Annotated in this window: 22 protein-coding genes; 15 read left to right on the top strand and 7 right to left on the bottom strand. The window is 49.7% G+C overall.

Annotation, left to right across the window (positions count from 1 at the left end; all coding sequences use genetic code 11):
* Nucleotides 1–47: 47 nt before the first annotated feature.
* The 6 genes from QUE62_RS06510 to fabI form a co-directional block, all read right to left on the bottom strand.
* Nucleotides 48–1,034, bottom strand: coding sequence for a Bug family tripartite tricarboxylate transporter substrate binding protein (locus QUE62_RS06510; protein ID WP_286223273.1), 987 nt, complete (start codon nucleotides 1,032–1,034; stop codon nucleotides 48–50).
* Between the two features lie 61 nt (nucleotides 1,035–1,095).
* Nucleotides 1,096–1,941 carry an HpcH/HpaI aldolase/citrate lyase family protein gene (locus QUE62_RS06505; RefSeq protein WP_286261168.1) on the bottom strand — a complete coding sequence of 282 codons (846 nt, stop codon included), beginning with the start codon at nucleotides 1,939–1,941 and terminating at the stop codon, nucleotides 1,096–1,098.
* 11 nt (nucleotides 1,942–1,952) lie between these two features.
* Nucleotides 1,953–3,326 (bottom strand): MmgE/PrpD family protein, encoded by a 1,374-nt coding sequence (locus QUE62_RS06500; protein ID WP_286261166.1) that lies wholly within the window; start codon nucleotides 3,324–3,326, stop codon nucleotides 1,953–1,955.
* A gap of 2 nt (nucleotides 3,327–3,328) precedes the next feature.
* The gene (locus tag QUE62_RS06495) at nucleotides 3,329–4,204 is read right to left on the bottom strand and encodes an HTD2 family dehydratase (RefSeq protein ID WP_286261164.1); all 876 of its coding nucleotides are present in this window, start codon (nucleotides 4,202–4,204) and stop codon (nucleotides 3,329–3,331) included.
* Between the two features lie 44 nt (nucleotides 4,205–4,248).
* The gene (chrA, locus tag QUE62_RS06490; RefSeq protein ID WP_458574836.1) at nucleotides 4,249–5,571 is read right to left on the bottom strand and encodes a chromate efflux transporter; all 1,323 of its coding nucleotides are present in this window, start codon (nucleotides 5,569–5,571) and stop codon (nucleotides 4,249–4,251) included.
* 32 nt (nucleotides 5,572–5,603) lie between these two features.
* The gene (gene fabI, locus QUE62_RS06485; protein ID WP_286225033.1) at nucleotides 5,604–6,389 is read right to left on the bottom strand and encodes an enoyl-ACP reductase FabI; all 786 of its coding nucleotides are present in this window, start codon (nucleotides 6,387–6,389) and stop codon (nucleotides 5,604–5,606) included.
* A gap of 132 nt (nucleotides 6,390–6,521) precedes the next feature.
* On the opposite strand from fabI, the gene QUE62_RS06480 reads away from it, so the two are divergent.
* The 5 genes from QUE62_RS06480 to QUE62_RS06460 all read left to right on the top strand — a co-directional run bounded on the left by QUE62_RS06480 (nucleotide 6,522) and on the right by QUE62_RS06460 (nucleotide 12,816).
* On the top strand, nucleotides 6,522–8,327 hold the full coding sequence (locus QUE62_RS06480) for an extracellular solute-binding protein (RefSeq protein ID WP_286261162.1): 1,806 nt from the start codon (nucleotides 6,522–6,524) through the stop codon (nucleotides 8,325–8,327).
* 8 nt (nucleotides 8,328–8,335) lie between these two features.
* The gene (locus QUE62_RS06475; protein ID WP_286224750.1) at nucleotides 8,336–9,397 is read left to right on the top strand and encodes a microcin C ABC transporter permease YejB; all 1,062 of its coding nucleotides are present in this window, start codon (nucleotides 8,336–8,338) and stop codon (nucleotides 9,395–9,397) included.
* The gene (locus QUE62_RS06470; RefSeq protein WP_286261161.1) at nucleotides 9,394–10,419 is read left to right on the top strand and encodes an ABC transporter permease; all 1,026 of its coding nucleotides are present in this window, start codon (nucleotides 9,394–9,396) and stop codon (nucleotides 10,417–10,419) included. The genes QUE62_RS06475 and QUE62_RS06470 overlap by 4 nt, the downstream gene beginning before the upstream one ends.
* Complete coding sequence (locus QUE62_RS06465) at nucleotides 10,416–12,071, top strand: ABC transporter ATP-binding protein (RefSeq protein WP_286226456.1); 1,656 nt, start codon at nucleotides 10,416–10,418, stop codon at nucleotides 12,069–12,071. Before QUE62_RS06470 ends, QUE62_RS06465 begins: the two co-directional genes overlap by 4 nt.
* A 91-nt stretch (nucleotides 12,072–12,162) precedes the next feature.
* Nucleotides 12,163–12,816, top strand: a complete 654-nt coding sequence (locus QUE62_RS06460; protein ID WP_286223265.1) for a C40 family peptidase — start codon at nucleotides 12,163–12,165, stop codon at nucleotides 12,814–12,816.
* 2 nt (nucleotides 12,817–12,818) lie between these two features.
* On the opposite strand, the gene QUE62_RS06455 is transcribed toward QUE62_RS06460, so the two are convergent.
* Nucleotides 12,819–13,703 (bottom strand): patatin-like phospholipase family protein, encoded by an 885-nt coding sequence (locus QUE62_RS06455; protein ID WP_286226455.1) that lies wholly within the window; start codon nucleotides 13,701–13,703, stop codon nucleotides 12,819–12,821.
* Nucleotides 13,704–13,902: 199 nt separating this feature from the next.
* Between QUE62_RS06455 and scpB the strand changes: the two genes are divergently transcribed.
* From scpB to QUE62_RS06405, 10 genes are all read left to right on the top strand, one after another.
* On the top strand, nucleotides 13,903–14,532 hold the full coding sequence (gene scpB, locus QUE62_RS06450; protein ID WP_286223263.1) for an SMC-Scp complex subunit ScpB: 630 nt from the start codon (nucleotides 13,903–13,905) through the stop codon (nucleotides 14,530–14,532).
* Nucleotides 14,519–16,174 (top strand): pseudouridine synthase, encoded by a 1,656-nt coding sequence (locus QUE62_RS06445; RefSeq protein ID WP_286261159.1) that lies wholly within the window; start codon nucleotides 14,519–14,521, stop codon nucleotides 16,172–16,174. The genes scpB and QUE62_RS06445 overlap by 14 nt, the downstream gene beginning before the upstream one ends.
* 174 nt (nucleotides 16,175–16,348) lie before the next feature.
* Entirely contained in the window at nucleotides 16,349–16,840 is a 492-nt protein-coding gene (gene rimP / locus QUE62_RS06440) for a ribosome maturation factor RimP (protein ID WP_286261157.1), read from the top strand.
* A complete protein-coding gene (nusA, locus tag QUE62_RS06435) occupies nucleotides 16,837–18,315 on the top strand; it encodes a transcription termination factor NusA (RefSeq protein ID WP_108508796.1) in 1,479 nt (492 codons plus the stop codon). Before rimP ends, nusA begins: the two co-directional genes overlap by 4 nt.
* Nucleotides 18,316–18,325: 10 nt before the next feature.
* The gene (gene infB / locus QUE62_RS06430; RefSeq protein ID WP_286261155.1) at nucleotides 18,326–21,022 is read left to right on the top strand and encodes a translation initiation factor IF-2; all 2,697 of its coding nucleotides are present in this window, start codon (nucleotides 18,326–18,328) and stop codon (nucleotides 21,020–21,022) included.
* 5 nt (nucleotides 21,023–21,027) lie between these two features.
* On the top strand, nucleotides 21,028–21,384 hold the full coding sequence (rbfA, locus tag QUE62_RS06425) for a 30S ribosome-binding factor RbfA (RefSeq protein WP_108508795.1): 357 nt from the start codon (nucleotides 21,028–21,030) through the stop codon (nucleotides 21,382–21,384).
* 5 nt (nucleotides 21,385–21,389) lie between these two features.
* Nucleotides 21,390–22,313, top strand: coding sequence for a tRNA pseudouridine(55) synthase TruB (gene truB, locus QUE62_RS06420; protein ID WP_286223259.1), 924 nt, complete (start codon nucleotides 21,390–21,392; stop codon nucleotides 22,311–22,313).
* Between the two features lie 23 nt (nucleotides 22,314–22,336).
* Entirely contained in the window at nucleotides 22,337–24,160 is a 1,824-nt protein-coding gene (gene typA / locus QUE62_RS06415) for a translational GTPase TypA (protein ID WP_286261153.1), read from the top strand.
* Between the two features lie 62 nt (nucleotides 24,161–24,222).
* Nucleotides 24,223–24,474: a type II toxin-antitoxin system Phd/YefM family antitoxin gene (locus QUE62_RS06410; RefSeq protein ID WP_286223257.1), complete on the top strand. Its 252-nt coding sequence runs from the start codon at nucleotides 24,223–24,225 to the stop codon at nucleotides 24,472–24,474.
* Nucleotides 24,474–24,890 (top strand): type II toxin-antitoxin system VapC family toxin, encoded by a 417-nt coding sequence (locus QUE62_RS06405; RefSeq protein WP_286261151.1) that lies wholly within the window; start codon nucleotides 24,474–24,476, stop codon nucleotides 24,888–24,890. The genes QUE62_RS06410 and QUE62_RS06405 overlap by 1 nt, the downstream gene beginning before the upstream one ends.
* Nucleotides 24,891–24,894: the final 4 nt, after the last annotated feature.

Here is a 24,894-nt window from a genome sequence, read left to right as displayed (position 1 = left end):
AAAAGGCCGGTTTGCACCGGCCTTGGAATCATTGAAAGTCCAACAAATTAATCAGGAATGTTGGCTTTACGAATGATCGGACCCCAACGGTTGATCTCGGCATCCAAGTGAGCTTTCAGCGACTCACCGTTTTGCTTCGCAACGGGAACGATATCAATGTTCGAGGAATCCAAGCGAGCCTTCAGATCAGGATCGGTCAACGCCTTCTTGAGAGCAGCATTAAGTTTCTCGAGAACTGGTTTTGGTGTGCCAAGGGGAGCATAAATACCATGCCATACCTTCACATCAAAGCCTTTCATGCCTTGCTCATCCAAGGTTGGAACATTGGGGAGGGCGGAAAGACGCTTAGGAGTAGTTACGCCATAGACCTTCACCTTGCCGTCTTTAATGAACGGAATGGTTTGGGTGGTTTGGTCGCACAAAATGTTAACTTGACCACCAACTAAGTCAGTCAAGGCTGGGCCTGTACCTTTGTAAGGAACGGTTGTCACGCGCACACCCAAACGGCTCTGAAAAATCAATCCGCACAATTGAGATACGGCGCCAGGACCTGCATTAGCCATGGTCACCTTGTCTTTATTAGCGCGAATGTAGGCCTCAAGCTCTTTGAAGTTGTTAGGTGGGAAGTTTTTGCTACCTAAGAGCACCATTGGTACGTCAGCAACTTGACCGATGTACTCAAAGTCTTTGAGGGGGTCATAGGGAAGCTTGTCATATAGAGCTTGAGCAGTAGCCATACCCATGTGATGGATATAAATGGTGTAACCATCGGGTTTGGATTTGGCAACTTTTGCAGAAGCAACAGTACCACCTGCACCAGGAACGTTTTCAACAACAACCGATTGACCCAAGGATTTACTCATTTGGGTTGCCAATAGACGAGCAATGGTGTCGGTTGGGCCACCAGCAGCAAATGGGACCACGAGGCTAATTGGTTTATCAGGGTATTTTTGTGCGTTTGCAGTGCCGCTTAACAACACACCAGCACCCATCACCGCAGCAAGTAATGCATTCAAAGGTTTTTTCAAGTTCATTCAAAAGTCTCCGTTAGGGATAAAGCAAACGCCATTTTGCCATGGTTTTGTGGCTGTAAACCTAGGGATTACCAGCCAAACTTAGGATGCGGCGCGCCAACATGACAACTGGCCGATCGATCATCTTGCCATCCACCTTGGCGGCTTGCCCCCCAGAGGCTTGATCTGCTGCAATCACCCGTTGGGCCCAGTCGATCTCTTGGGGATTGGGAGTAAATGCTTGTTTCACAACAGGTATTTGCTTCGGATGAATGCATAACTTGGCGCCAAAGCCAAAGCGTCTAGCTTTTTGTGCATGTGCAAAAATAAGAGCTGTATCGGTCGTCGATTGAGTAACCCCATCGATTGGTGGGGCTATCTGCGCTAATTTTGAGGCCAAAGTCATCATAAATCTGGCGGTATCTAGTTCCGTTTCATTCTCATCGCAGCTGATGCCAAGCTCAACTTGCATATCAAAGTTGCCGAGCGCAAGTCGTAATACCTGCTGCGAACTTGCGATGTCATTCAAATGATGTAGGCCCAGCGGGGTCTCGATCATGGGAATGAATGCGGTGTTGGGGAGCTCTTCGGCAGCGCCATTGATATGATCGCGCGTCTCCGTTTTGGGGATCATCAGGCATGGTGCTTGCAACTCTTTGAGTAATACCAAATCCGCTGCATAAAACGGTGAACCTGGTGCATTACAACGGACCACCAGCCGCTCTTTATCAGAGTCTGAAATCGATGACCAATGTTGTTTGAGTAGTTCGCGCGCTTTGGGCTTGTCGTCTAGACCAACCGCATCTTCTAAATCAATGATGACGCCTTGCGCTCCACTGGCAAATGCTTTGCTGTAGCGCTCCGGTTGATTCGCTGGAACAAACAAGAAGCAACATGCATCACTTAGCGGTAAGTGGGGGAGGTTCATGGCAGCAATCCTTATTTAGAAAAAATAAACGGGACAGCACTTGCCCGACGAATATCAAATAGCAATGCAATAGCTTCGCGCATCTCGGGTTCAGTGGCACCACCACTAAAAGCAGCTAAACGTAGGGCTTTTTCTTGAATTTCCGCTCGCGATAGCGTATTACCTGGATCACCTTTAGGCTCATCGACGCGACCTTCATAAATACGACCATTTTTAAGATAGACCTTGACCTTACCAATCCAGCGCTGCGGATAAGCTTGATCAACCTCGGGATCTAAAACCATACTCACCCGATTACGTAGGGCACGAATCTCGGGATCATGAAAGTGTTTGGCGAACTCATCGAGACCAGCAAATTGATATTTACAAATTAGCGCTAGAACCGTGCCCATTGAAAATTTGGACTGATGTAAGGTAGTTGCCTCACTGGCGGGTCCAAGAACATCGATCGCGCCCTGATGGACCAGGGTCTCGATGCGGTCAATCTCATTCATCTGCACAGCGTGTTTCTGAATCACTTGCAATAAAGCATCTGCTGCGGGATGAGTATGACGACACGAGGCATGATATTTGAACGAGGTCTCCGCCAAACACCAACGCGAGCCTAGTCGATCAATTAATTTTTCAGGATTGGCATCGGTTGATGTGCCTGCTGCAAGACCTTGAACGCCCTCGAGTATTTTCTGGGCACCAGTAAATCCAGCTTGTGCCAAGTAGGCGGACATCAGGCCAGTGGCGCTGGCATGCGCAGTATGCAGCTGCTTGGAATCCGCAGCATCACGCAAGAACTCCCAAAGGCCAGCCGATTGCGTACCAGCCGAACCAAAGGCATGCAGCATTTGCTCCGGACTCAACTTGAGCAAACGACCGACAGTTGCGGCAGCCGCTAAGGTACCAGCGGTACCCGTAGTATGAAAAATTTTGTAGTGGGAGCGGCCCAAGAATTCACCGACTCTAATGCCGACCTCGTAGCCAACCACAGCAGCGGTTAAGAACTCACGGCCACTCAGTTGTTTGGCCTGCGCAAGCGCTAATGCCGCTGGAAATACGATGGTTCCTGGATGAAAGACCGAGCCGTTATGAACATCGTCTTGTTCAACGACATGCGATGCTGCGGCATTGGCTAAGCACGCAAGAAATGGACTCGATATCGAGCGCGATACAATGATTTCTGCGGATCCGGCAGCCGCAGGTTGCGAGACTGGTCCCATCGATTGGGCAAATTGCGTAATGATCTCAACTGGTTTTGCACCTTTGCCGCCAATCGCAGAAGCAAACCAATCGACTAATAAATCTTCCGCCCGTGAAATGACATCTTCGGGAATGTCTTCAAATTGCAATTGGCTTGCAAAGCACGCAAGTTCAGCAGAGTAATGAGTCGTCATCGCTATTTGCTCAATACTGCTTTGGCTTGCATCGTTAGCCAACCCTCATGATCTTCTGCCCAGACCCGCAAGGTTTGACCGCTCGGATCATCACCATCTAACGCGGCATTCACTTTCATGAGATGGATGTCAAAAGTTGGACGAATTGCTCTGAACTCGAAGGATTGCAGCTTTCTGCTGGGGTGATGCTCTCTAACTAGATCCACTAAGAGCGTGGCGATCAAAGGGCCGTGCACGATCAAACCTGGGTAACCTTCCTCTTGGGTGACATAACTGCGGTCGTAATGAATACGGTGTCCATTAAAGGTGAGTGCGGAGTAACGAAACAAAAGAACTGGATCGGGATTAATCACCTTGGTCCACTGCGCATCGCGAGGGGCGGGTGTTGGAGCTGGTGGTTTCTCATCAGGACTTGGGGCTGCTCGGTACACAATGTCATGCTCTTCAGTTAAAGCAAGCCCTTTTTGATTGGAGATTTGATGTTCAACCAGGACAAACAGCAAATCACCAGTTCGTCCTGATTTGTGAGTGACCGACTTAATCGTGGATACGCGCTCGATCGCATCACCAATTTGCAGTTCACCCACCCAACGCAGTCGACCACCGGCCCACATGCGACGTGGCAGTGGCACGGGTGGCAAGAAGCCTCCGCGCTTGGCATGACCATCCGGACCAATTTCGGACTGTTGAGGATGTGGCAAAAAATACAACCAGTGCCATAGCTCTGGCAAAAAGATACCCGGTTTTGGCTCGGGATCATTGCGGTCGAGGGTTGCAGAAAGAGCGCGGTAAGGTGCGGCGGTCACTTGATCTGGATAACGCTCGGATTTACCAATCCACTCTTGGAGATGGGATAGTGTGGCTTCGTCGATTCTCATGACACCATTATGCCAAGTTTGGCATCAGGCTTATCGATCAATATCTAGGAAAACAGCCCACCATTGGCAGCAAACAGAATACCCAAAAGTCCCGCTAGACCTAAGGTACGAATGACACCCCATTGGAGTCGTAGCATCAGAACTAAAGACGCCAAACAAATGAGAAGTGCAAATACCGATAAACCACCCGAGAAGCCCTTCGGAAAAAATACCTGATAGGCAAAGAACACCCCAAGGTTGGCAATCACACCAACCACCGCTGCGCTGATCGCGGTCAGTGGTGCGGTAAAGCGTAAATTACCGTGGGTTGATTCAATCAAAGGGGCACCTAAAAAAATAAATAAGAACGATGGCAAAAAAGTAAACCAGGTCGCCACGCAAGCCCCCAGTACTCCTCCCCAAAAACCGAGGCCACCCAAGACCGTGTCATTAGCAAACCCTGCCAGAAAGCCCACAAAAGCAACCACCATGATGAGCGGCCCTGGTTTGGTCTCACCCAAGGCCAAGCCATCCATCATTTGTGGGGCTGTTAACCATTGGTAATGTTCTACAGCACCTTGAAAGACGTAAGGCAGGACTGCATACGCGCCCCCAAAGGTTAGGAATGCTGCTTTGGTAAAAAACCAAGCCAATTGTGGATAGAGCGATCTCCAACCCTCAATCAGAATCAAAACGACTAGTGGGATGAGCCACAATAAAACCCCAATGCTTAAATGTCGATAAAGACGACTTGCATTATGGCGAGCATGCTCTGGAGTAGGGGTGTGATCACCAATGAGAGCTTGAATACCAGAGTTACTGCGATGAGATGGTGTGTGGGCCTGATGCGCGAAAAGAGATGGGTGGCGTTGACCTAACCAAAATCCAAAGAGTCCTGCGCTCACAATAATGAGTGGGAATGGAACATTAAAAACAAAGATGGCGATAAAGGATAGGAAGGCAAGCCAGGCCAGTATGGCATGACGAATACTGCGTTTTGCAATGCGGATGACCGCCACGATCACAATCGCGGTCACCGCCGGTTTGATTCCCTCAAACAGCGCAGCAATCAAAGGGGTTTGACCAAACTCCAGATAAATCCATGAGAACGCAATCAGAATCAAGAGCGAGGGCAGAATAAATAAGGTGCCCGCCAGAATGCCACCCCAGGTTCGATGCATCAGCCAACCTAAATAAGTAGCTAATTGCTGAGCCTCTGGGCCAGGTAGCAGCATGCAGTAATTAAGGGCATGCAAAAAACAACGCTCGGAGATCCAACGTTTTTTCTCGACCAGTTCATCATGCATCATGGCAATCTGAGCGGTCGGCCCGCCAAAACTAATAAACCCGAGCTTGAGCCAGTACGCTAATGCCTCTCTTAGCGGTATTTGTGGCAGAGATTGATCTGAGGAAGTGATTTCTAAACCTCATCCATGCCACCAACCACTTGGCTAAAGCCGTTGTCGACATAAATAATCTCAGCGGTAATACCGCTAGCTAAGTCGGATAGCAAGAATGAGGCTGCATTACCAACATCATCCACTGTCACATTGCGTCGCAGAGGAGCCGTTTTTTCAACCGCATCTAGAATTTTTCCAAACCCTTTAATGCCCGAGGCGGCGAGAGTTTTAATCGGACCAGCTGAAATACCATTGACCCGAATGCCTTTGGGTCCCAGTGAGCCTGCTAAATATCGAACCGATGCCTCGAGGGATGCTTTGGCTAGCCCCATGGTGTTGTAGTTGGGAACGTTACGCATCGAACCTAAATAAGTTAGGGTAAGAAGGGCGGCATTCGGGCTTAACATGGGGAGCGCTTCTTTCGCCATTGCCGGAAAGCTATACGCTGAGATATCGTGCGCAATCTTGAATGCTTCCCGACTTAAACCCTCCAGAAAATCTCCAGCAATTGCCTCACGGGGTGCAAATCCAATTGAGTGCACAAAGCCGTCAAATTGGGGCCAGGATTTTCCAAGATCTTCAAACAGAGCATGGATCTGTTCGTCGCTACCCACATCGCAGTCAAAAATGAGTGAGCTATTGAATTCTTTAGCAAATTCTGTGATGCGGTCCTTAAAGCGTTCGCCCACATATGTAAATGCCAGTTCTGCACCCTCGCGGTGGCAGGCCTTGGCAATGCCATAGGCGATTGAGCGGTTGGAGAGGAGTCCGGTAATGAGGATGCGTTTACCGCTTAAATAAGCCATGATGAGTCCTTTACTTCAAAATTGATTTGCTATCTACAATTGTTGCATATGCTAAGCCAATTACCCCTGCGATCATTACCAAGCCAATTTGGGGCGCATTGGCGGTCTCTTTTGATCACGCTACTGTGCTCAATGCTCATTTTCCCTCTGGGAGTCGAGGCCGCTCAGGGCATCGCGCAATATGGCAAACCCAAATATGCCGATGGTTTTGCCCATTTTGACTATGTCAATCCGAATGCGCCACGCGGTGGAACACTCACGCTACCCAATCCAGACCGCCGCACCAGTTTTGATAAGTTCAACCCCTTCACCTTGCGGGGTGTGACTGCCCCTGGCATCGGTGCTTTGATGTTTGAGTCATTGGCGGTGAGTAGTGCAGATGAGGTCTCGAGTGTCTACGGCTTAATCGCCGAAGATATAAAAGTAGCACCAGATCAGATGTCGGTGACCTTTCGTTTAAGACCTGAGGCGCAGTTCTCCGATGGCAGTCCGATTTTGGCTGACGATGTCAAACACAGTTTTGATACGCTCATGAGCAAACTTGCCAATCCGCAGTACCGCACCATTTACGCCGATGTCAAACAGGCGGTGGTGGTATCGGAGCGAGTGATTCGGTTTGACTTTAAGACCCGCAATAGCGAGTTACCTTTGATGGTCGGCGGTATACCTGTTTTTTCTAAGAACTGGGGCAAGAAAGCCGACGGCAGTCATACTCCCTTTGACAAGATTACCTTTGAACATCCAATTGGTAGCGGCCCTTACTTAATTGAGTCCTATCGCGCAGGTAAGTCGATGATCTACAAGCGTAACCCGAACTACTGGGGCAATAAGGTGAATGTGCGGGTGGGATTCTTTAATTTTGATCGGATTGTTTACAAACTGTATAGCGATGATGCAGTGCGCTTAGAGGCATTTAAAGCAGGTGAGTTTGATGCGCTTGTGGAGTACCGCGCTAAAAATTGGGCGAAGAGTTATGTGGGCCCTAAATTTAATAATGGCACCCTAATTAAAAAAGCATTTCCAAATCACAACGGTGCTGGAATGCAGGGTTTTGCGATGAACTTGCGTCGTCCTATTTTTCAGGATGTACGAGTTCGCAAAGCTCTTGGATATGCATTGGATTTCGAATGGCTCAATCGCCAACTCTTCTACGATCAATACAGTCGGATTGAAAGTTATTTTCAGAACAGTGATTTGAGTGCTAACTACCAGGGTGAGACCGTGCCCACCGCCGCTGAACTCAAACTCCTAAAACCCTTACAGGCGAAGTACCCTCAATTTGTACCCGAGGCAGTGTTTGGGGCAATGCCGCCAGCACCGAGTACCTCACCGCCCAGTAGTTTGCGTAGCAATCTTCGCAAGGCGAAAGAGCTATTGGCAGAAGCTGGGTGGACCTATCGCGATGGTGCGCTCCGTAATGCAAAAGGGGAGGTATTCCGTTTTGAAATTGTCGAAGATGGCCCGTTCTTTCTGCGGATTCTGACCGCGTATGTACGTAATCTTGAGAAGTTAGGAATCAAAGTAGATATCCGCACCAGCGACTTTGCGCTTCATCAAAAACGCATGGATGACTATGATTTTGATATGACCACCATTCGCTTTCCCGACACCCAAAGCCCTGGGAATGAACTCTACGATCGCTATGGAAGTGCGGCAGCTAAAGAGAGAGGTTCTGATAATGTCATTGGCGTGCAATCACCGGTCGTGGATGCATTGATTGATGCGATTGTGCGGGCTGAAACGAGGGAGCAGTTGCAAGCCGCAACCCGTTCACTCGACCGCGTGCTGTGGAACAGCTACTATGTAGTGCCGCATTGGTACAGTGCAACCCATCGCATTGCATACCGTAAAGAAATGGGCTACCCCAATCCGCCCTTGTATTACTCAGCCGAATCATGGATTTTGTCAACCTGGTGGTTACAGGAGGCGCGCAAATGAGCTCCGAGATTCTGATCTACATCATTAAGCGGGTTTTGCTCATGATCCCCACCTTGCTTGGGGTTTTAACTCTGACTTTTGCAGTGGTGCAATTTGTTCCTGGTGGGCCTGTCGAGCAGCTGATGCTCGAACTTAAGGGTAAGGGCGATGCAGCGGTCGGTGGTGAGTCCTCGGGAGGTGGCGTGACCTATCGTGGACGTCAAGGGGTGGATGCCGAACGGCTTGAGCAAGTCAAAGCCTTATATGGGTTTGATAAACCTCCGCTTGAGCGCTACTTCATGATGCTCAAACGCTTTGCGCAATTTGATTTGGGACAAAGCTACTACCAACACAAAAGCGTTTGGGATTTGGTGATCTCAAAGCTACCTGTCTCGATCAGCATTGGTCTTTGGACTTTCTTTATCAGTTATTTAGTGTCGATTCCCCTGGGGATTGCTAAAGCGGTCCGCGATGGCACGCGTTTTGATCGCGTCACCAGCACGATGATTTTGGTGGGCTATGCGATCCCGGGATTTGTCCTGGGGGTATTGCTATTGGTACTCTTTGGCGGAGGAAGTTTTCTGCAAATCTTTCCTCTGCGCGGCCTGACCTCCGATAACTGGAGTGAGCTTAGTTTGATTGGCAAAGTGTTGGATTATCTATGGCATTTGGTCTTGCCCATCACCGCGTCCGTGCTAGGTAGCTTTGCAGTGATTACGATGCTTACGAAAAATTCTTTTTTAGAAGAGATTCGTAAGCAATATGTCTTAACCGCCCGAGCAAAAGGGGTGAGTGAGAACAAGGTGCTGTGGAAGCATGTCTTTCGGAATGCCTTAATTCCTCTGATCACTGGATTTCCTGCCGCATTTATTGGCGCCTTCTTTGCTGGCTCACTCTTAATTGAAACCCTGTTCTCTCTCGATGGCTTAGGTTTACTTTCCTATGAAGCAGTGATGCGCAGAGACTACCCTGTAGTGTTTGGCACGCTCTATCTGTTTACCTTAATAGGTCTAATTACAAAGTTAATTTCTGATCTTTGCTATGTGCTGGTCGATCCCCGTATCCAATTTGGCTCTGGGGGTGGATCGTGAGCAAATGGCTGCGCTTTAAAGCGAATCGCTTGGGCTATGTCAGCTTATGGATATTCTCGATCCTGTTTGGTTTGAGTTTATGCGCAGAGTTGATCGCGAATGACAAACCTTTAGTGGTGCGCTACGAGGGTAAGTTCTATTTCCCCTTAGTCAAAAATTATCCAGAGACCGTCTTTGGGGGCGACTTTGCTACGCGCACCGATTATCTCGATCCGGATATTAAAAAGAATATTACCGATGGATCGAACTGGGGCATTTACCCCCTCATCCCCTATAGTTTTGAGACCCTCAATTACTTTGCCAAAGAGCCCAATCCAGCAGCACCCTCGGCGGAGAACTGGTTAGGTACCGATGATCGGGGGCGTGATGTATTGGCACGCCTCATCTATGGATTTCGTTTATCCATTCTGTTTGGCATCGCGTTGACTGCAGTGGGTGTAGCGGTTGGAGTACTCACCGGCGCATTGATGGGATTTTTTGGGGGACGCTTTGATCTCATAACCCAACGCATCATTGAGATTTGGTCAGCGATGCCCGAGTTATATCTGCTTATTATTTTTGCTTCGATCTTTAACCCTAGCGTGCTCTTACTGATTATTTTGTTAGCGGCATTTGGATGGATGGGTTTATCCGACTACGTGCGTGCCGAGTTCTTTCGTAATCGCGCTCTTGAGTATGTGCGTGCGGCCAAAGCCTTGGGACTGACAAATGCCCAGATTATGCGGCGGCATATCTTGCCAAATAGCTTAACCCCTGTCATTACTTTTTTACCGTTTCGGATGAGTGCGGCGATTCTGTCACTCACGAGTTTGGATTTCTTGGGATTGGGAGTGCCTCCTGGAACTCCTAGCTTGGGGGAGTTGCTATCGCAGGGTAAGGCAAACCTTGATGCCTGGTGGATTTCGGTGTCGACCTTCGTAGTGCTCGGGGGCACCTTGCTCTTATTAACATTTATGGGCGAGGCATTGCGAGATGCCTTTGATTCTCGCAAGAGCAACCCGTTAACAGGGGCGCGCGTATGAGCTTATTGCGCTATGAGCAACTCTCAATCTCATTTGGTACTGGGCGACGAGAGAAGTATGCCGTTCGTGAACTCGATCTGAGCATTGCGCCAGGTGAGCGCATTGCCTTGGTTGGTGAATCCGGTTCCGGAAAAACACTCTCCGCACTGGCGCCGCTGCGCCTCACCCCAGAAGGTGCTCGTCTGCAGGGCCGGATTCTCTGGCAACGCGAGGATGGCACAGAAGAAAATCTATTAGATTTATCGATTGAGCGTATTCGGGAGGTTCGGGGGCGGGAGATTGCGATGATCTTTCAGGAGCCAATGACCGCGCTCAATCCCTTGTTTACCATTGGCAATCAAATTGTTGAAGCAGTTCAGGTGCATGAGCCCTTAATGCCTTTGGAGGAATGCCGCCAGACTGCCATTACGCTTCTGAAGAAAACCGGGATCCCGCAAGCAGAAGAGCGTTTTTATGCCTATCCCCATCAGTTATCGGGCGGTCAGCGTCAACGCGCCATGATTGCGATGGCGTTGGCATGCAAACCACGTTTGTTGATTGCCGATGAGCCAACCACTGCTTTGGATGTGAGTTTGCGTCTCCAGATTTTGGATTTACTGCGCGATCTGCAAGAAGAGGCCAAAGAGCGGGGTGGCATGGCGATTCTATTAATCACGCATGACCTCAATTTAGTGAAGCATTTTGCAAACCGGGTAGGGGTCTTAAATCAGGGGTGTCTGGTGGAGGCTGGATCAACGCATGAAGTTTTCTCGCACCCCACGAATCCTTACACGGAGCAATTGGTTAACAGTCAGCCTGAGCGTGAACTGCTACCGGTAGTGCCATTGGCCCCCGTTTTATTAACCGCTCATCAATTAAGTGTCTCTTACCCGCAATCCAATTTTGCTAGTGGTGGCTTGCGCTGGCGGGATTGGTTTAGTAAAGCGAAGCGCCATCAAGTCCTCAAGCCCTTAAGTCTTGAACTCAAACAAGGGCAAACGATTGGTGTGATTGGTGAATCTGGTTCTGGGAAAACAACCTTGGCCATGGCCATTCTGGGATTGCTTGGAGAGACAAGGGCCAAGGTGGAGGGTGATGTCTCGGTCTTGGATCAATCGTGGTCAACGCTAACTCCAATTGAGCGTCGTGCAATGCGCGCCCATTTGCAGGTGATTTTTCAGGACCCCTTTGGTTCATTATCACCACGCATGACTATTTTTGAGATTGTGTCCGAGGGTTTGAGTGTTCATCAACCGCATTTGTCTTATGGCGAACGGGAGACCAGGGTGGTTGAGATCTTGCGTGAAGTTGGTTTGGATCGTTCCGCTCTCCAGCGCTATCCCCATGAGTTTTCTGGTGGGCAGCGCCAACGAATTGCGATTGCGCGCGCACTGATTCTGAAGCCACAAATACTGGTACTCGACGAACCCACTTCGGCCTTGGATGTTTCAATCCAAAAACAGGTCTTAAAGTTGCTTAGTGAACTTCAAAAGAAGTACAACCTTGCCTATCTCATCATTAGTCATGATCTCGCGGTGATCCGGGCAATGTCACATGAACTCATGGTGTTGCGCTCTGGAGAAGTGGTGGAGTATGGCGAGACTGAGGCGATGGTTCGTGATCCCAAAGAGCCCTATACCAAAGCATTATTTAAGGCGGCGGAGCTGACCTAGAAATAAAAATCGATATAAAACAATTACTTAAGAATCAATATTCGGGATGAACTTGCTTTCCCTTTTGGTTCGGTTTTGCTAGAATCCATTCATGCCTATTCGTAAGCACATGATCCGTTTACCTTTTCAATTCCTAACCGCCATGGTTTTGGGTGGATTGGTATCGATTGCCAGTGCTAACACTGCTACAGATACAGTAGCTAAAGAGGCCCCAAAACCAGAAGTTCGGATTGAGGGCAATTCTTCCTACTTTGCACGCTTTACCCATCAGGTGGTGGATTCGGTATCCACCAAAACCGAAGCCCTGATTAATGAGGCGATGCAATTAATTGGGGTGCGATATCGCTGGAATGGTGATTTGCCACAATCCGGTTTGGACGCGAGTGGCTTTGTGCGATTTGTGTTTAAAGATAAATTGGGTTTTTTGCTCCCACCTAAGTCCTCGCAAATGAGTAAAGTGGGTAAACCCATTTCTCGGGAGGAGTTAGAGCCCGGTGATTTGGTGTTCTTCAATACGATGCGCCTCACCTTCTCACACGTTGGTATTTATGTGGGCGATAACAAATTCATTCACTCCCCATCAAAGGGTTCAGCAGTCCGAGTTGATGACTTAGCAAGTGCCTATTGGGATAAGCGCTTTGATGGCGCAAGACGCTTAGATGGAACTGATGAGTTAAGCAATGCTGAGCGTAATGCCCTCATTCAGGAAGCAAAAAAGTTACGCGCTCAGCCACGTAAGCTTTAATCCTATTTCAATCCTCGTAGCTTTTCTTTAATCTCACCCACTTTTTCTTGAGCGGCGAGCTCGCCAGCGAGGATAGCGGCGTTACGCGCTCTAAAGTCAGCACTTCCCATCTGCTTAAGTTGAGGCGTAATCACAATATCTGCCTTTGCTAACTCGTATTGATTGATGCTCTGCTGCATGATGCTGATGGTCTGTTGCAATAAACCAAGCGTGCCCGTGGCATTAAATGCGCTCGCATCGGAAGAAATATTGACGGCAATCACAAAAGTGGCACCCATCTCATGCGCATAACGGACGGGCACGGGAGCGACTAATCCGCCGTCGACATATTCACGTCCTTGAATCAGTGCGGGCTGAAAGACCCCGGGCACAGCGCAGGATGCCCGCACCGCTAGACCGGTATCGCCTCGACGAAAAAGAACGCCTTTACCGGTTTGTAATTCCGTGGCAACAATTCCGAGTGGCAGGGTCATTTGTTCGATGGATCGATTCTGGACCTCGCGATTGACCATGCTTTGCAATGCATCGCCTTTGATTAATCCACCAAAGCGCCCGGCAAAGGGGTAGGCCCAGTCTGCAAGGGCTGCCTCATCTAAATTGAGCCCAATCCGATTGAGCTCCAGTCCGCTATAACCAGAGGCATATAGAGCGGCAATTACGCTTCCTGCGCTTGAACCTACCACGAGATTGGGACGAATTCCTTGAGCCTCGAGGGCCTTAATTACTCCAATATGTGCAAAACCCCTGGCAGCACCAGAGCCAAGAACCAGTGCAATGACTGGGGGTTTAGGGCTGTCACGAAACATGCTGCACCCGGGGAGGGTGCTGATTCCAGCAAGACCTAAGCCTTGAAAAAACAAGCGACGATTTGGAGAAAATAAGGACATTTGGCTATTGTATTGACCCTACCCTATAATGGAGTAACAGGTGTAAATTGCTTCGCAAGCGACTTGACCTCCTTGGATCGCTGGCCTTTTCCCATAATAAGAATTGCTGTGAGTGATGCCGGCGCAGTCCATAAACACCCCAACCTTTTTTGACGATTGTGAATAAGCCTCTAAACAGCCTAGCTGTTTGATACAACATATGGATAACGATCACTACAAGCGGGTCATCGAGACCGCCTTAATTTGCGCCCAAGAACCACTAACGGTGAATGAGCTAAGCCGACTCTTTGTGGATCCGCCTTTGGCTAATGCAGACCTGCAGAATATTTTGTTGGAAATTCAGAAAGAGTGGCAAGACAAGGGGATGGAGCTGGTTAGCATTGCAACGGGCTGGCGTTTCCAGAGCCGCCTTCAGATGCGCGAGTATTTGGATCGTCTCACCCCAGAAAAGCCACCAAAGTATTCAAGGGCAGTGCTTGAGACCTTAGCGATCATTGCCTATCGTCAGCCTGTCACTCGAGGAGAAATTGAGGAAGTGCGTGGCGTGGTTGTGAGTAGTAATGTGATGCGTCAGTTGGAAGATCGTGGCTGGGTGGAAGTGGTTGGTCATAAAGAGACGATTGGTCGACCAGGCCTTTATGCCACCACCAAACAATTTTTAGACGATTTGGGTCTAAAAGATTTGCAAAGCTTACCAATGCTCGAGGATGGCTCCATATCCGCAGAAGCATTAGGACAAGCCGTAATTGAGTTTGATGCCGATGCCACGGTGGAGACCGTTATTCCGCTTGAGTCGTCCACTGAGAGTTCTGAGAATGACAAGTCCTGAAAACGATTCTTCCCAAGTAAGTGCCATCCCAGATACAGCCGATGGCCCAATTTCGCGAGACGAGGGTGGTGAGCAACGCAAAGATCGGGGTCCGCGGCGGTTTAATAAATTCAATAACAAATCCCGTCCAGGCAAGTTCAACAAAAATAAGCGTCACTCCGGAGGTTCCGCAAATGAAAATCCGAAGGCAGCTGCATCAGCCTCTCCTGAGTTAATCGCCGAGACCGAGGCCTTATTTGCAGCTGTGGTCTCCGGGGAGTTTGATGCTGCTCTTGAAGCCCCTGAGCCTGTAGAGGCCGTTCGTGATGATCCTGCAGAGATATCGCATGAGGCTGGTGTTGAGCGGCGTGCCGGTAAGGCGGGCGAGGAGGAATCTGAGGAGCCTGAGTCTTTAAGTGATCTTGAGCGTCTGCAATTTGCGAGCGTTGATGAGTTACCCCTGAGTTTGCGCGATGAGGTCTGGTCTGATCTCGATGGTTTAGATGATGATGCAGATGATGAAGATACGGTTAAGCTTCACAAGGTCTTGGCTGACGCAGGAATGGGATCGCGTCGCGAGATGGAAGATCTAATTATTCAGGGTCGCGTCTCGGTCAATAGTATGCCGGCCCACATTGGGCAGCGCGTTGGCCCCAGCGATATTGTTCGTATCAATGGTAAGGTCGTGCATCGCAAGATCCCGACGAAGCCCCCTCGTGTGATTCTGTATCACAAACCCGCTGGAGAAATTGTGAGTCAGGCTGACCCCGAAGGACGCCCCAGCGTGTTTGATCGCTTACCAAAACCTCGCCAAGGCCGCTGGATTGCTGTAGGCCGTTTGGATTTCAACACCGAGGGACTGCTTCTCTTCACGACCTCAGGAGAACTCGCTAATCGCTTAATGCATCCACGTTATGGGGTTGAGCGTGAATACGCGGTGCGTATTTTGGGTGAGCTATCGGCGGAATCTGCCGAACAATTAAAAACAGGTATCACGCTTGATGATGGACAGGCGCGTTTCTTGCGTTTGAGTCAAGGCGGTGGTGATGGCGCGAATCGTTGGTACTCAGTTGCATTGACCGAAGGGCGTAATCGTGAAGTGCGTCGGATGTTTGAGGCAACTGGTCATGTGGTGTCGCGTCTGATTCGAACCCGTTACGGTATTTTTATGTTGCCACCGCGTTTGCGTCGCGGGAAGTGGGAAGAGGTGCCGATGGAGAGCGTGGCGCAACTGATGCGGATGGCTGGTCTGAAGCTGCCCCAGAATATGGCAAAAGATAAAGGTCAGTCTCAGGGTCGATCCTCGCGAATGGACCCAGTGAGCGATCCCAACTTTCAGCCTGATCCCATGCAAACCTCCGTATCGTATTGGGGATCCAAGGAGGCGCTCACGCTAGCCACTCACCATGGGCATGGGGTATCGCACTTACCTGGTCAAGGTCGAGGTGCAAATGGTGGTGGAGGGCGCGGCGGCTTTGGGCAAAAACCCTCGCACTCCAGAGGAGGCAAATCGGGCTCACCCCGCTCGAAGGGTCAAAAAGTTCATCACGCCAGTGGCTTTAGTGCCCCAGCGGGCAATAGCACTGGGGGTCAGCGGCGACCCAATAAGGGTAAGCCGTTCAAGGGCCCACGCAAGCCCCGAAATTCAGGTGAAAGTTTCTGATTTCTCAGTGATTTTTCTGATTCAGGTATAATTCACACATACACCGGCTGATGTTGACATCAACGTAGGCTGGCCTGTTCTGGTAATGAGGAATATGGGCTTGTAAGCCCATTTTTTTTTGCCAAATGCGTTGTAAATGCAGTTTTATAACAGCGGTTGATTTGTGGGGAAGATGTGAAAGAACAGCAGATTATTTCTGCCGAGGTGCGTAATTTGGGCTACTCGCTCGTTGATATTGAGCGTGAAGGCCGTGGTTTATTGCGGGTCACGATTGAGAACCCCGACTATGAGCGCATGATCACCGTTGAGGATTGCGAGAAAGTGAGTCATCAGTTGACCTACACCTTCGCGGTTGAGAACGTGCCGTACGAGCGACTCGAGGTCTCGTCACCTGGTTTAGATCGACCGATTAAGTCTGGTGATGATTTTGTTCGGTTCGCAGGTTTAGAGATTGAGCTGAAGTTGCGAATTGCAGTAGGTAATCGAAAGAATTTTAAAGGGGTGTTGCAAGGCCTGAGGTCTGGGGTTGTCAACACACCGGATGCAAAGTTTAGTTTGTTATTTGAGGCGAGCGATGGCTCTCCAGCCGAACTGGAATTTAGTTTGTCTGAAGTAGAAAAAGCTCGTTTGGTCCCTGTTATTGATTTCAAAGGAAGAAAATCATGAGTCGTGAAGTTCTCATGTTGGCAGAAGCCCTGGCCCGTGAAAAAAATGTTGATCGTGAGATCGTATTTGAAGCTCTTGAGTTGGCGCTTGCCTCGGCAACCAAAAAACGGTACACCGAGGATGTTGATATTCGAGTTTCCATTGATCGCAACAGCGGTGAGTATGAGACCTTCCGCCGCTGGTTGGTGGTTCCCGATGAAGCTGGTCTTCAGGAGCCCGATAAAGAAATTTTGCAATTTGAGGCCAAAGAGCAAATCTCCGATATTGAGACGGGCGATTACATCGAAGAGCAAATCGAATCCTTAGCCTTTGGCCGGATTGGTGCCCAAGCCGCTAAGCAGGTGATCTTGCAACGCATTCGCGACGCCGAGCGTGAGCAGATTTTGAATGACTATCTGGAGCGCGGTGAAAAAATTATGACCGGCACCGTCAAGCGGGCGGATAAAAATGGCCTGATCGTGGAATCGGGTCGTGTCGAGGCATTACTGCGTCGCGATCAAATGATCCCCAAAGAGAATTTACGCTCTGGCGATCGTGTGCGCGCTTATATTCTGAAAGTGGATCGTGAGGCACGTGGTCCTCAAATTGAGCTCTCGAGAACATGCCCTGACTTCTTGATTAAGTTGTTTGAGAACGAAGTGCCCGAGATTGAGCAGCGTTTACTAGAAATTAAGGGCGCTGCTCGCGATCCTGGCATCCGAGCCAAGATTGCTGTAGTGACCCATGACAAGCGCATTGATCCGATTGGAACCTGCGTTGGTGTGCGTGGCACTCGTGTAACCGCAGTGCGTAATGAAGTGGCGGGCGAGGCTGTTGATATTGTTCTATGGTCTGAAGATCCAGCCCAATTTGTGATTGGTGCATTAGCGCCTGCACAAGTGTCATCGATCGTAGTTGATGAAGAGCGTCATGCGATGGATGTGGTGGTTGATGAAGAAAACTTGGCGATCGCGATTGGTCGCAGTGGTCAGAATGTTCGTTTAGCTAGTGAGTTAACCGGCTGGCAAATTAACATCATGACCCCAGAAGAGTCTGCCGAGAAGTCTGAAAAAGAATCCGTGGCGGTGCGCCAACTCTTTATGGACAAACTCGATGTGGACCAAGAGGTCGCTGATATTTTGATCGAAGAGGGCTTTAATTCTCTTGAGGAAGTTGCCTACGTGCCGCTTTCTGAGATGCTTGAGATCGACGCATTTGACGAAGATACCGTCAATGAGTTACGGACTCGCGCGCGCGATTCCTTGCTGACCATGGAGTTAGCAAAAGAAGAGCGTCTTGAGGAGGTCTCGCAAGATTTGCGCTCGCTTGAAGGTCTCTCCACCGAATATATTGCAACCTTAGCCGAGAACCAAGTGCATACGCGCGATGATCTGGCTGGATTGGCTGTAGATGAGCTCGTTGAGATGACGGGTATGGATGAAACAGCAGCCAAAACGCTCATTATGAAGGCGCGCGAACATTGGTTTAATGCATGAGGGGAAGCGCATGGCGACAACAACTGTAAAAGCATTAGCCGAGGAGCTCAAACGCAGCCCCGCTGATTTATTGGAACAACTCAAGGCCGCTGGAATCGATAAGGAATCCGAGGCTGACAAGATCACCGATAAAGATAAGACCGCGTTACTGGCTTACCTTCAAAAAGCACACGGCAGTGCTGAGCCTGGTGTGCGTAAAAAGATCACTCTTACCAAGCGCGAGACCAGCGAAATCCGTCAAGCAGATTCAGCTGGGCGAACCCGCACCGTGCAAGTTGAGGTGCGCAAAAAGCGTGTTTTAGTTAAGCGTGATGATGCTGGTAAGGCAGATGAGCCGACTGAGGCAAAGCCAACTGCAGCAGTTGAGACCAAGCCTATTCTTTCCGATGAGGAGTTAGAAAAGCGTGCCGCGGAGGCTGCTCGTCAAGCGGAACTCTTGGCGCGACAAGAAGCCGAAATGAAAGCGGCGAGTGAGGCCAAGCAAAAGAAGATAGAAGCTGAGCAAAAGCCAAGCAAGGTAGAGGCCGAGCAAGAGGCTGCTAGCAAAGAGCAGGCCAAAAAGGAGTTGGCTGAACTGCAATCACGCCGCGCGGCGGCAGAGGCTGAGGTGTCGGCAATTCGGGACATGATGAGTGCCCCGGCGCGCGTACTAAAAGCTCCAAGTGAGATCGCCAGTGAAGAGGCTAAAAAAGGCACTTTGCATAAGCCAGTTAAAGCAGATGGCGGCGATGATAAGAAAAAGCCCACGAAGGTTGGCGGCAAACTGATTAAGTCTTCTGAGACTTCCTCCACCTGGCAAGAAGAGGGTGCAAAGCGCAAGGTTGGCCTAAAAACGCGCGGTGACCTTACTGGCGGCTTAGGCGGCGGATGGCGAACAGGCGGGGGTCGTAAGAAGCAGCAGCATCAAGACGATAACCCAGCGAGCAATTTCCAGGTACCCACTGAGCCGATTGTGCGTGATGTGCATATTCCGGAGACCATTACCGTAGCCGATCTAGCCCACAAAATGTCAGTCAAGGGCGCTGAGGTCATCAAGTTACTCATGGGCATGGGTCAGATGGTGACGATTAACCAAGTGCTGGACCAAGATACTGCGATGATCATCGTGGAAGAGATGGGCCATAAAGCCCATGCTGCTAAATTGGATGATCCAGAGATTGATCTTGGTGCGGCGGCTGAAGATGCCCCATTGATGCCAAGACCACCTGTTGTAACCGTAATGGGTCACGTCGATCACGGCAAAACATCGCTCTTGGATAAGATCCGAGTTGCGAAAGTGGCCGCTGGTGAGGCAGGCGGTATTACACAGCATATCGGCGCGTATCACGTCGAGACTCCACGTGGTGTCATCACATTCTTGGATACCCCAGGTCATGAAGCCTTTACAGCCATGCGTGCACGTGGTGCAAAGGCGACCGATATCGTCATCCTAGTGGTGGCTGCTGATGACGGTGTGATGCCGCAAACGCGTGAAGCGATTCATCATGCGAAAGCCGCCAATGTGCCCTTAGTGGTAGCGATCAATAAGATCGATAAACCCGAAGCCAACCCCGATCGCGTGAAAACCGAACTGGTGAGCGAAGAGGTAGTACCTGAAGAGTACGGCGGTGACTCACCATTTATTGGAGTATCTGCAAAAACTGGTGAAGGTATCGACGCCTTGCTTGAAAACGTGTTGTTACAAGCGGAAGTGTTGGAGCTTAAGGCTCCTAAAGAGGTGCCTGCCCAGGGGATTGTGATTGAAGCGCGCCTAGATAAAGGGCGTGGTCCAGTCGCTACTGTACTGGTTCAATCTGGCACATTAAAGCGTGGCGATATGTTATTGGCTGGTCAGTCCTATGGTCGTATCCGTGCGATGTTGGATGAAAACGGCAAATCAACCAATGAAGCAGGACCATCGATTCCGGTTGAGATTCAGGGTTTATCGGAAGTGCCCGATGCTGGAGAGACCTTCCAAGTAGTCGCTGACGAGCGCAAAGCCCGTGAGATTGCCCTATTCCGTCAAGGTAAGTTCCGAGACGTCAAGTTGGCCAAGCAACAGGCGGTCAAGTTGGAGAACATGATGGAGACCATGGGCGAGGGCGCCGTCGAAGCTAAGATTTTGCCGATCATTATTAAAGCCGATGTGCAGGGTTCGCAAGAGGCTCTCTCACAATCTCTGCAAAAGCTTTCTACCGATGAGGTGAAGGTGCAGATCGTACACGCTGCCGTTGGTGGTATTACAGAGACTGACGTCAATCTCGCGATTGCCTCGAAGGGGGTGATTATTGGATTTAACGCGAGGGCTGATGCGGTAGCACGTAAGCTGGCTGAGAGTAATGGCGTAGATATTCGCTATCACAACATTATTTATGATGCGGTCGATGAAGTGAAAGCAGCCTTAAGCGGCATGTTGACACCAGATAAGAAGGAAGAAATTACTGGATTGGTTGAGATCCGACAGGTTTTCCATGTGTCCAAGGTTGGGGCCATTGCAGGCTGTATGGTGCTCGATGGGATCGTGCGCCGTAACTCACGAGTGCGCTTATTACGCGACAATGTCGTAGTGTGGACCGGTGAACTCGACTCCTTAAAGCGCTTCAAAGATGATGTGAAAGAAGTGAAAGGTGGATTTGAATGCGGCCTTTCCTTGAAAAACAACAATGACATCCAAGAGGGTGATCAACTCGAGATCTTTGAAGTGACTGAAGTAGCGCGTACTCTTTAATCATCATGCACAAAACCAGTCCTCATCGCCATCAGCGTCTCGCAGATCAAATTCAGCGCGATCTTGCAGAGTTGATCCCCCGGGAATTACGTGACCCCTTGAATGGTTTAATTACCATTCAAGCGGTGGAGCTATCGCCTGATCTCGCGCATGCGAAAGTGTATTTCACGGTTTTGGGTGGTGATCCACAGTATGCGCTGGGATCGCTACAAGAGAAAGCTGGATACTTACACTCTCTTCTCTTTAAGCGGATGCATACCCATACCGTACCTACTTTGCATTTTGTGTTTGATACCTCGATAGAGCGGGGCGCAGAGATGTCACGATTAATTGATCAGGCCTTGGGCTCAAAGCCCAATTAATTGTGATGGCGCAACGAATTGATGGGGTGGTCTTATTAGACAAACCCAATGGTATGAGTTCCCAAGGTGCGGTCACTGCGGTTAAGCGCTATTTTCAGGCAGAAAAGGCTGGTCATACCGGTACCTTAGACCCAATGGCAACAGGTCTGTTACCTATTTGTTTGGGTGAGGCCACCAAGTATTCTCAAGATCTTTTGGACGCTGATAAGACCTATATCGCAACCCTGCGCTTTGGCATCGAAACTGATACGGGTGATGCTGAGGGGCAGGTATTAGCCGAGCGATCGACTGCCGAAGTCGTGGATGATTTGATGGCCAAAACACTCTTGGAGGCAATCCTACCTAAATTCATGGGTGATATTGAGCAGATTCCACCAATGTACTCGGCATTAAAACGCGATGGTAAACCCCTTTACGAATACGCCCGTTCGGGTGTGGAGATTGAGCGTGAGCCCCGAAAAATTACTATTTACTCGATTCGTCTTGTCGCTATTCATTGGCCCCATGTAGAGATCGAAGTCCACTGCAGCAAGGGAACCTATATCCGGGTCTTGGCTCAAGATATTGGTAACGCATTGGGTTGTGGTGCACATTTGAGCGCCTTGCGACGCACCAAGGTTGGCCATCTGAGTTTGGAGCAGAGTTGCACCCTAGAGTCCCTTGAAAATACCTCCACGGTATTGCTCCCAGTCGATGCCTTATTACAAACTCTGCCTGAGTTGACGGTAGATGACCAACAGGCCAAACGCCTAGAAATGGGTCAGCGCGTACCGTGTGCCCTCAATCGCGCCAGCCAGTGGGCTAATTCTTTATTTCGGATTTATCGCAGCCAAGCTTTGCCGCAAAACTTTATTGGAACGGCAGATTGGCGCAGTGGGGTGTTGCACCCCCGACGATTTATCGCTCAACGACTTTTGAACCAAAACTAATTGATCTTTTTGTAAAGCAACTCATGACCAAACGCGCACTTCGTAATATCGCCATCATCGCCCACGTTGACCACGGCAAAACCACTCTGGTTGATCAACTCTTACGGCAATCTGGAACCTTTCGTTCGAATGAAAAGATCTCCGAACGAATCATGGATTCCAATGATCTCGAGAAAGAGCGTGGTATCACCATCTTGGCTAAAAACTGCGCTGTGGAGTATGAGGGTACACACATCAACATTGTGGATACCCCAGGGCATGCGGACTTCGGCGGCGAGGTTGAACGCGTTCTCTCGATGGTCGATGGTGTATTACTGCTGGTCGATGCGGTTGAAGGCCCGATGCCCCAAACCAGATTTGTGACAAAGAAAGCCCTTGCCTTGGGTTTAAAGCCCATCGTTGTCATCAATAAGGTGGATCGTCCTGGTGCCCGTTGTGATTATGTGATTAACGCAACCTTTGAGCTCTTTGATAAATTGGGCGCAACCGAAGAGCAGTTAGACTTCCCGGTCATTTATGCCTCTGGCTTAAATGGCTATGCCGGCACCGATGAGAATGTGCGTTCTGGCGATATGCGTCCACTCTTTAATGCAGTACTAACGCATGTGCCAGTGCGCGATGATGAAATCGATGCCCCATTGCAGTTGCAGATTTCATCGATTGATTACAGCAACTATGTCGGCAAAATTGGTGTGGGTCGGATTCGGCGGGGCAAAATTAAACCCGGTACGGATGTGGTCTGCATCAATGGACCCGATGGCACACCTTTTAAGGGTCGCATCAATCAAGTGCTGAAGTTCAAAGGGCTTGAGCGCGAAGTGGTTGATGAAGCCATTGCGGGTGACATTGTTTTGGTGAATGGTATTGAAGACTTAGCAATTGGTACCACGATCTGCGCACCTGATCAGGTCGATGCCTTGCCGATGCTGAAGATCGATGAGCCAACCCTCACCATGAACTTCATGGTGAACACTAGCCCTCTGGCTGGTCGTGAGGGAAAGTTTGTGACCAGTCGGCAAATTCGGGAGCGCTTGGATCGTGAGCTCAAATCCAATATGGCGTTGCGGGTACGTGATACCGATGACGATACCGTATTTGAAGTATCGGGTCGGGGCGAACTCCATCTCACTATTTTGGTTGAGAACATGCGACGCGAGGGTTATGAGTTAGCGGTGTCACGACCCCGTGTAGTGTTTCATGAAGAAAATGGCGTGAAGTTAGAGCCCTACGAGAACCTCACGGTGGATGTGGAAGATTCCACACAAGGTGGGGTGATGGAAGAGTTGGGTAAGCGCAAAGCCGAGCTCCTGGACATGGTGAGTGATGGTAAAGGGCGTACGCGTCTTGAGTATCGGGTTCCAGCGCGAGGCTTGATTGGATTTCAGGGGGAGTTTATGACCCTGACCCGTGGTAACGGACTCATGAGCCATAATTTTGATTCGTATGGCCCCGTCAAAGATGGAATTTTGGGTGAGCGCCACAATGGCGTATTGATTAGTCAAGACGATGGCGATGCGGTTGCCTATGCATTGTGGAAGCTACAAGACCGTGGCCGTATGTTTGTATCGCCCGGCGACCCTCTCTATGAGGGCATGATTATTGGGATTCATAGTCGTGATAATGATCTAGTGGTGAATCCCATTAAAGGGAAGCAGCTCACTAACGTGCGCGCCTCTGGAACCGATGAGGCAGTGCGCCTTGTACCACCCGTGCAACTCACCTTGGAATACGCTGTGGAATTTATTGCCGATGATGAGTTGGTTGAGGTTACCCCAAAGAGCATCCGCTTACGCAAGCGCTTCCTGAAAGAGCATGAGCGTAAGAAGGCCTCGCGCGAGGAAGTGTAAGTCGGATCCCCATCAGAAAAATGTAGTAACATTGCTACATTTAATAGGTTATGGGGAATGAAGTGCCAAAGACCTTATCAAGCCGAGAATTTAACCAAGACACCAGCGGTGCTAAGAAAGCCTGTCAATCAGGCCCGGTATTTATTACGGATCGCGGCAAGCCCTCGCATGTATTGATGCGATACGAAGACTACCAACGCGTGATCGGTCAGCAAAAAACCATCCTTGATCTTGTGGGTATGCCTGGATTAGCCGAGATCGAGTTCGAGCCTGAGAAAATAAAGCGCTTAACGAAGCCAAGCAATCTTTCCTAATGTACCTTCTCGACACCAATGTCATCTCTGAGCTCAGAAAAGCGGGCACGTCCAAGATTCATCCACAAGTTCATGATTGGGCACAATCGATTGCCCCATCTCGGATGTTTCTCTCGGTGATTAGTATTCTAGAAATTGAACAAGGCATTCTGTCGGTTGCGCGCCGAGATAAAAAGCAGGGCCAGTTATTAAAAAAATGGCTGATGCAAATGATTCTCCCGGTATTTGCTGATCGAATTATTCCAATTGATGTTCCAATTGCACTTCGCTGCGCTGATCTCCATGTTCCCAATCCATCTTCTGAGCGAGACGCCATGATTGCAGCGACAGCGATTGAGCACCGTTTGACTTTGGTTACGCGCAATACCAGCAACTTTGATCCAACGAAATTGAAGTTAATCAATCCTTGGGACTGATTGC

The sequence above is a fragment of the Polynucleobacter sp. HIN9 genome, from assembly GCF_030297635.1.
Classification (GTDB): Bacteria; Pseudomonadota; Gammaproteobacteria; order Burkholderiales; family Burkholderiaceae; genus Polynucleobacter.
The sequence above is the reverse complement of the archived record's forward strand: the minus strand, read 5'-3'. Positions and strand labels throughout refer to the sequence as shown.

Bases quoted from the DNA above. Each gene is read 5' to 3' on its own strand.
- QUE62_RS06510 (WP_286223273.1), bottom strand. From the start codon at position 1,034: ATGAACTTGAAAAAACCTTTGAATGCATTACTTGCTGCGGTGATGGGT.
- QUE62_RS06505 (WP_286261168.1), bottom strand. From the start codon at position 1,941: ATGAACCTCCCCCACTTACCGCTAAGTGATGCATGTTGCTTCTTGTTT.
- QUE62_RS06500 (WP_286261166.1), bottom strand. From the start codon at position 3,326: ATGACGACTCATTACTCTGCTGAACTTGCGTGCTTTGCAAGCCAATTG.
- QUE62_RS06495 (WP_286261164.1), bottom strand. From the start codon at position 4,204: ATGAGAATCGACGAAGCCACACTATCCCATCTCCAAGAGTGGATTGGT.
- fabI (WP_286225033.1), bottom strand. From the start codon at position 6,389: ATGGCTTATTTAAGCGGTAAACGCATCCTCATTACCGGACTCCTCTCC.
- QUE62_RS06480 (WP_286261162.1), top strand. From the start codon at position 6,522: ATGCTCATTTTCCCTCTGGGAGTCGAGGCCGCTCAGGGCATCGCGCAA.
- QUE62_RS06465 (WP_286226456.1), top strand. From the start codon at position 10,416: ATGAGCTTATTGCGCTATGAGCAACTCTCAATCTCATTTGGTACTGGG.
- QUE62_RS06460 (WP_286223265.1), top strand. From the start codon at position 12,163: ATGCCTATTCGTAAGCACATGATCCGTTTACCTTTTCAATTCCTAACC.
- QUE62_RS06455 (WP_286226455.1), bottom strand. From the start codon at position 13,703: ATGTCCTTATTTTCTCCAAATCGTCGCTTGTTTTTTCAAGGCTTAGGT.
- scpB (WP_286223263.1), top strand. From the start codon at position 13,903: ATGGATAACGATCACTACAAGCGGGTCATCGAGACCGCCTTAATTTGC.
- QUE62_RS06445 (WP_286261159.1), top strand. From the start codon at position 14,519: ATGACAAGTCCTGAAAACGATTCTTCCCAAGTAAGTGCCATCCCAGAT.
- nusA (WP_108508796.1), top strand. From the start codon at position 16,837: ATGAGTCGTGAAGTTCTCATGTTGGCAGAAGCCCTGGCCCGTGAAAAA.
- infB (WP_286261155.1), top strand. From the start codon at position 18,326: ATGGCGACAACAACTGTAAAAGCATTAGCCGAGGAGCTCAAACGCAGC.
- rbfA (WP_108508795.1), top strand. From the start codon at position 21,028: ATGCACAAAACCAGTCCTCATCGCCATCAGCGTCTCGCAGATCAAATT.
- truB (WP_286223259.1), top strand. From the start codon at position 21,390: ATGGCGCAACGAATTGATGGGGTGGTCTTATTAGACAAACCCAATGGT.
- typA (WP_286261153.1), top strand. From the start codon at position 22,337: ATGACCAAACGCGCACTTCGTAATATCGCCATCATCGCCCACGTTGAC.
- QUE62_RS06405 (WP_286261151.1), top strand. From the start codon at position 24,474: ATGTACCTTCTCGACACCAATGTCATCTCTGAGCTCAGAAAAGCGGGC.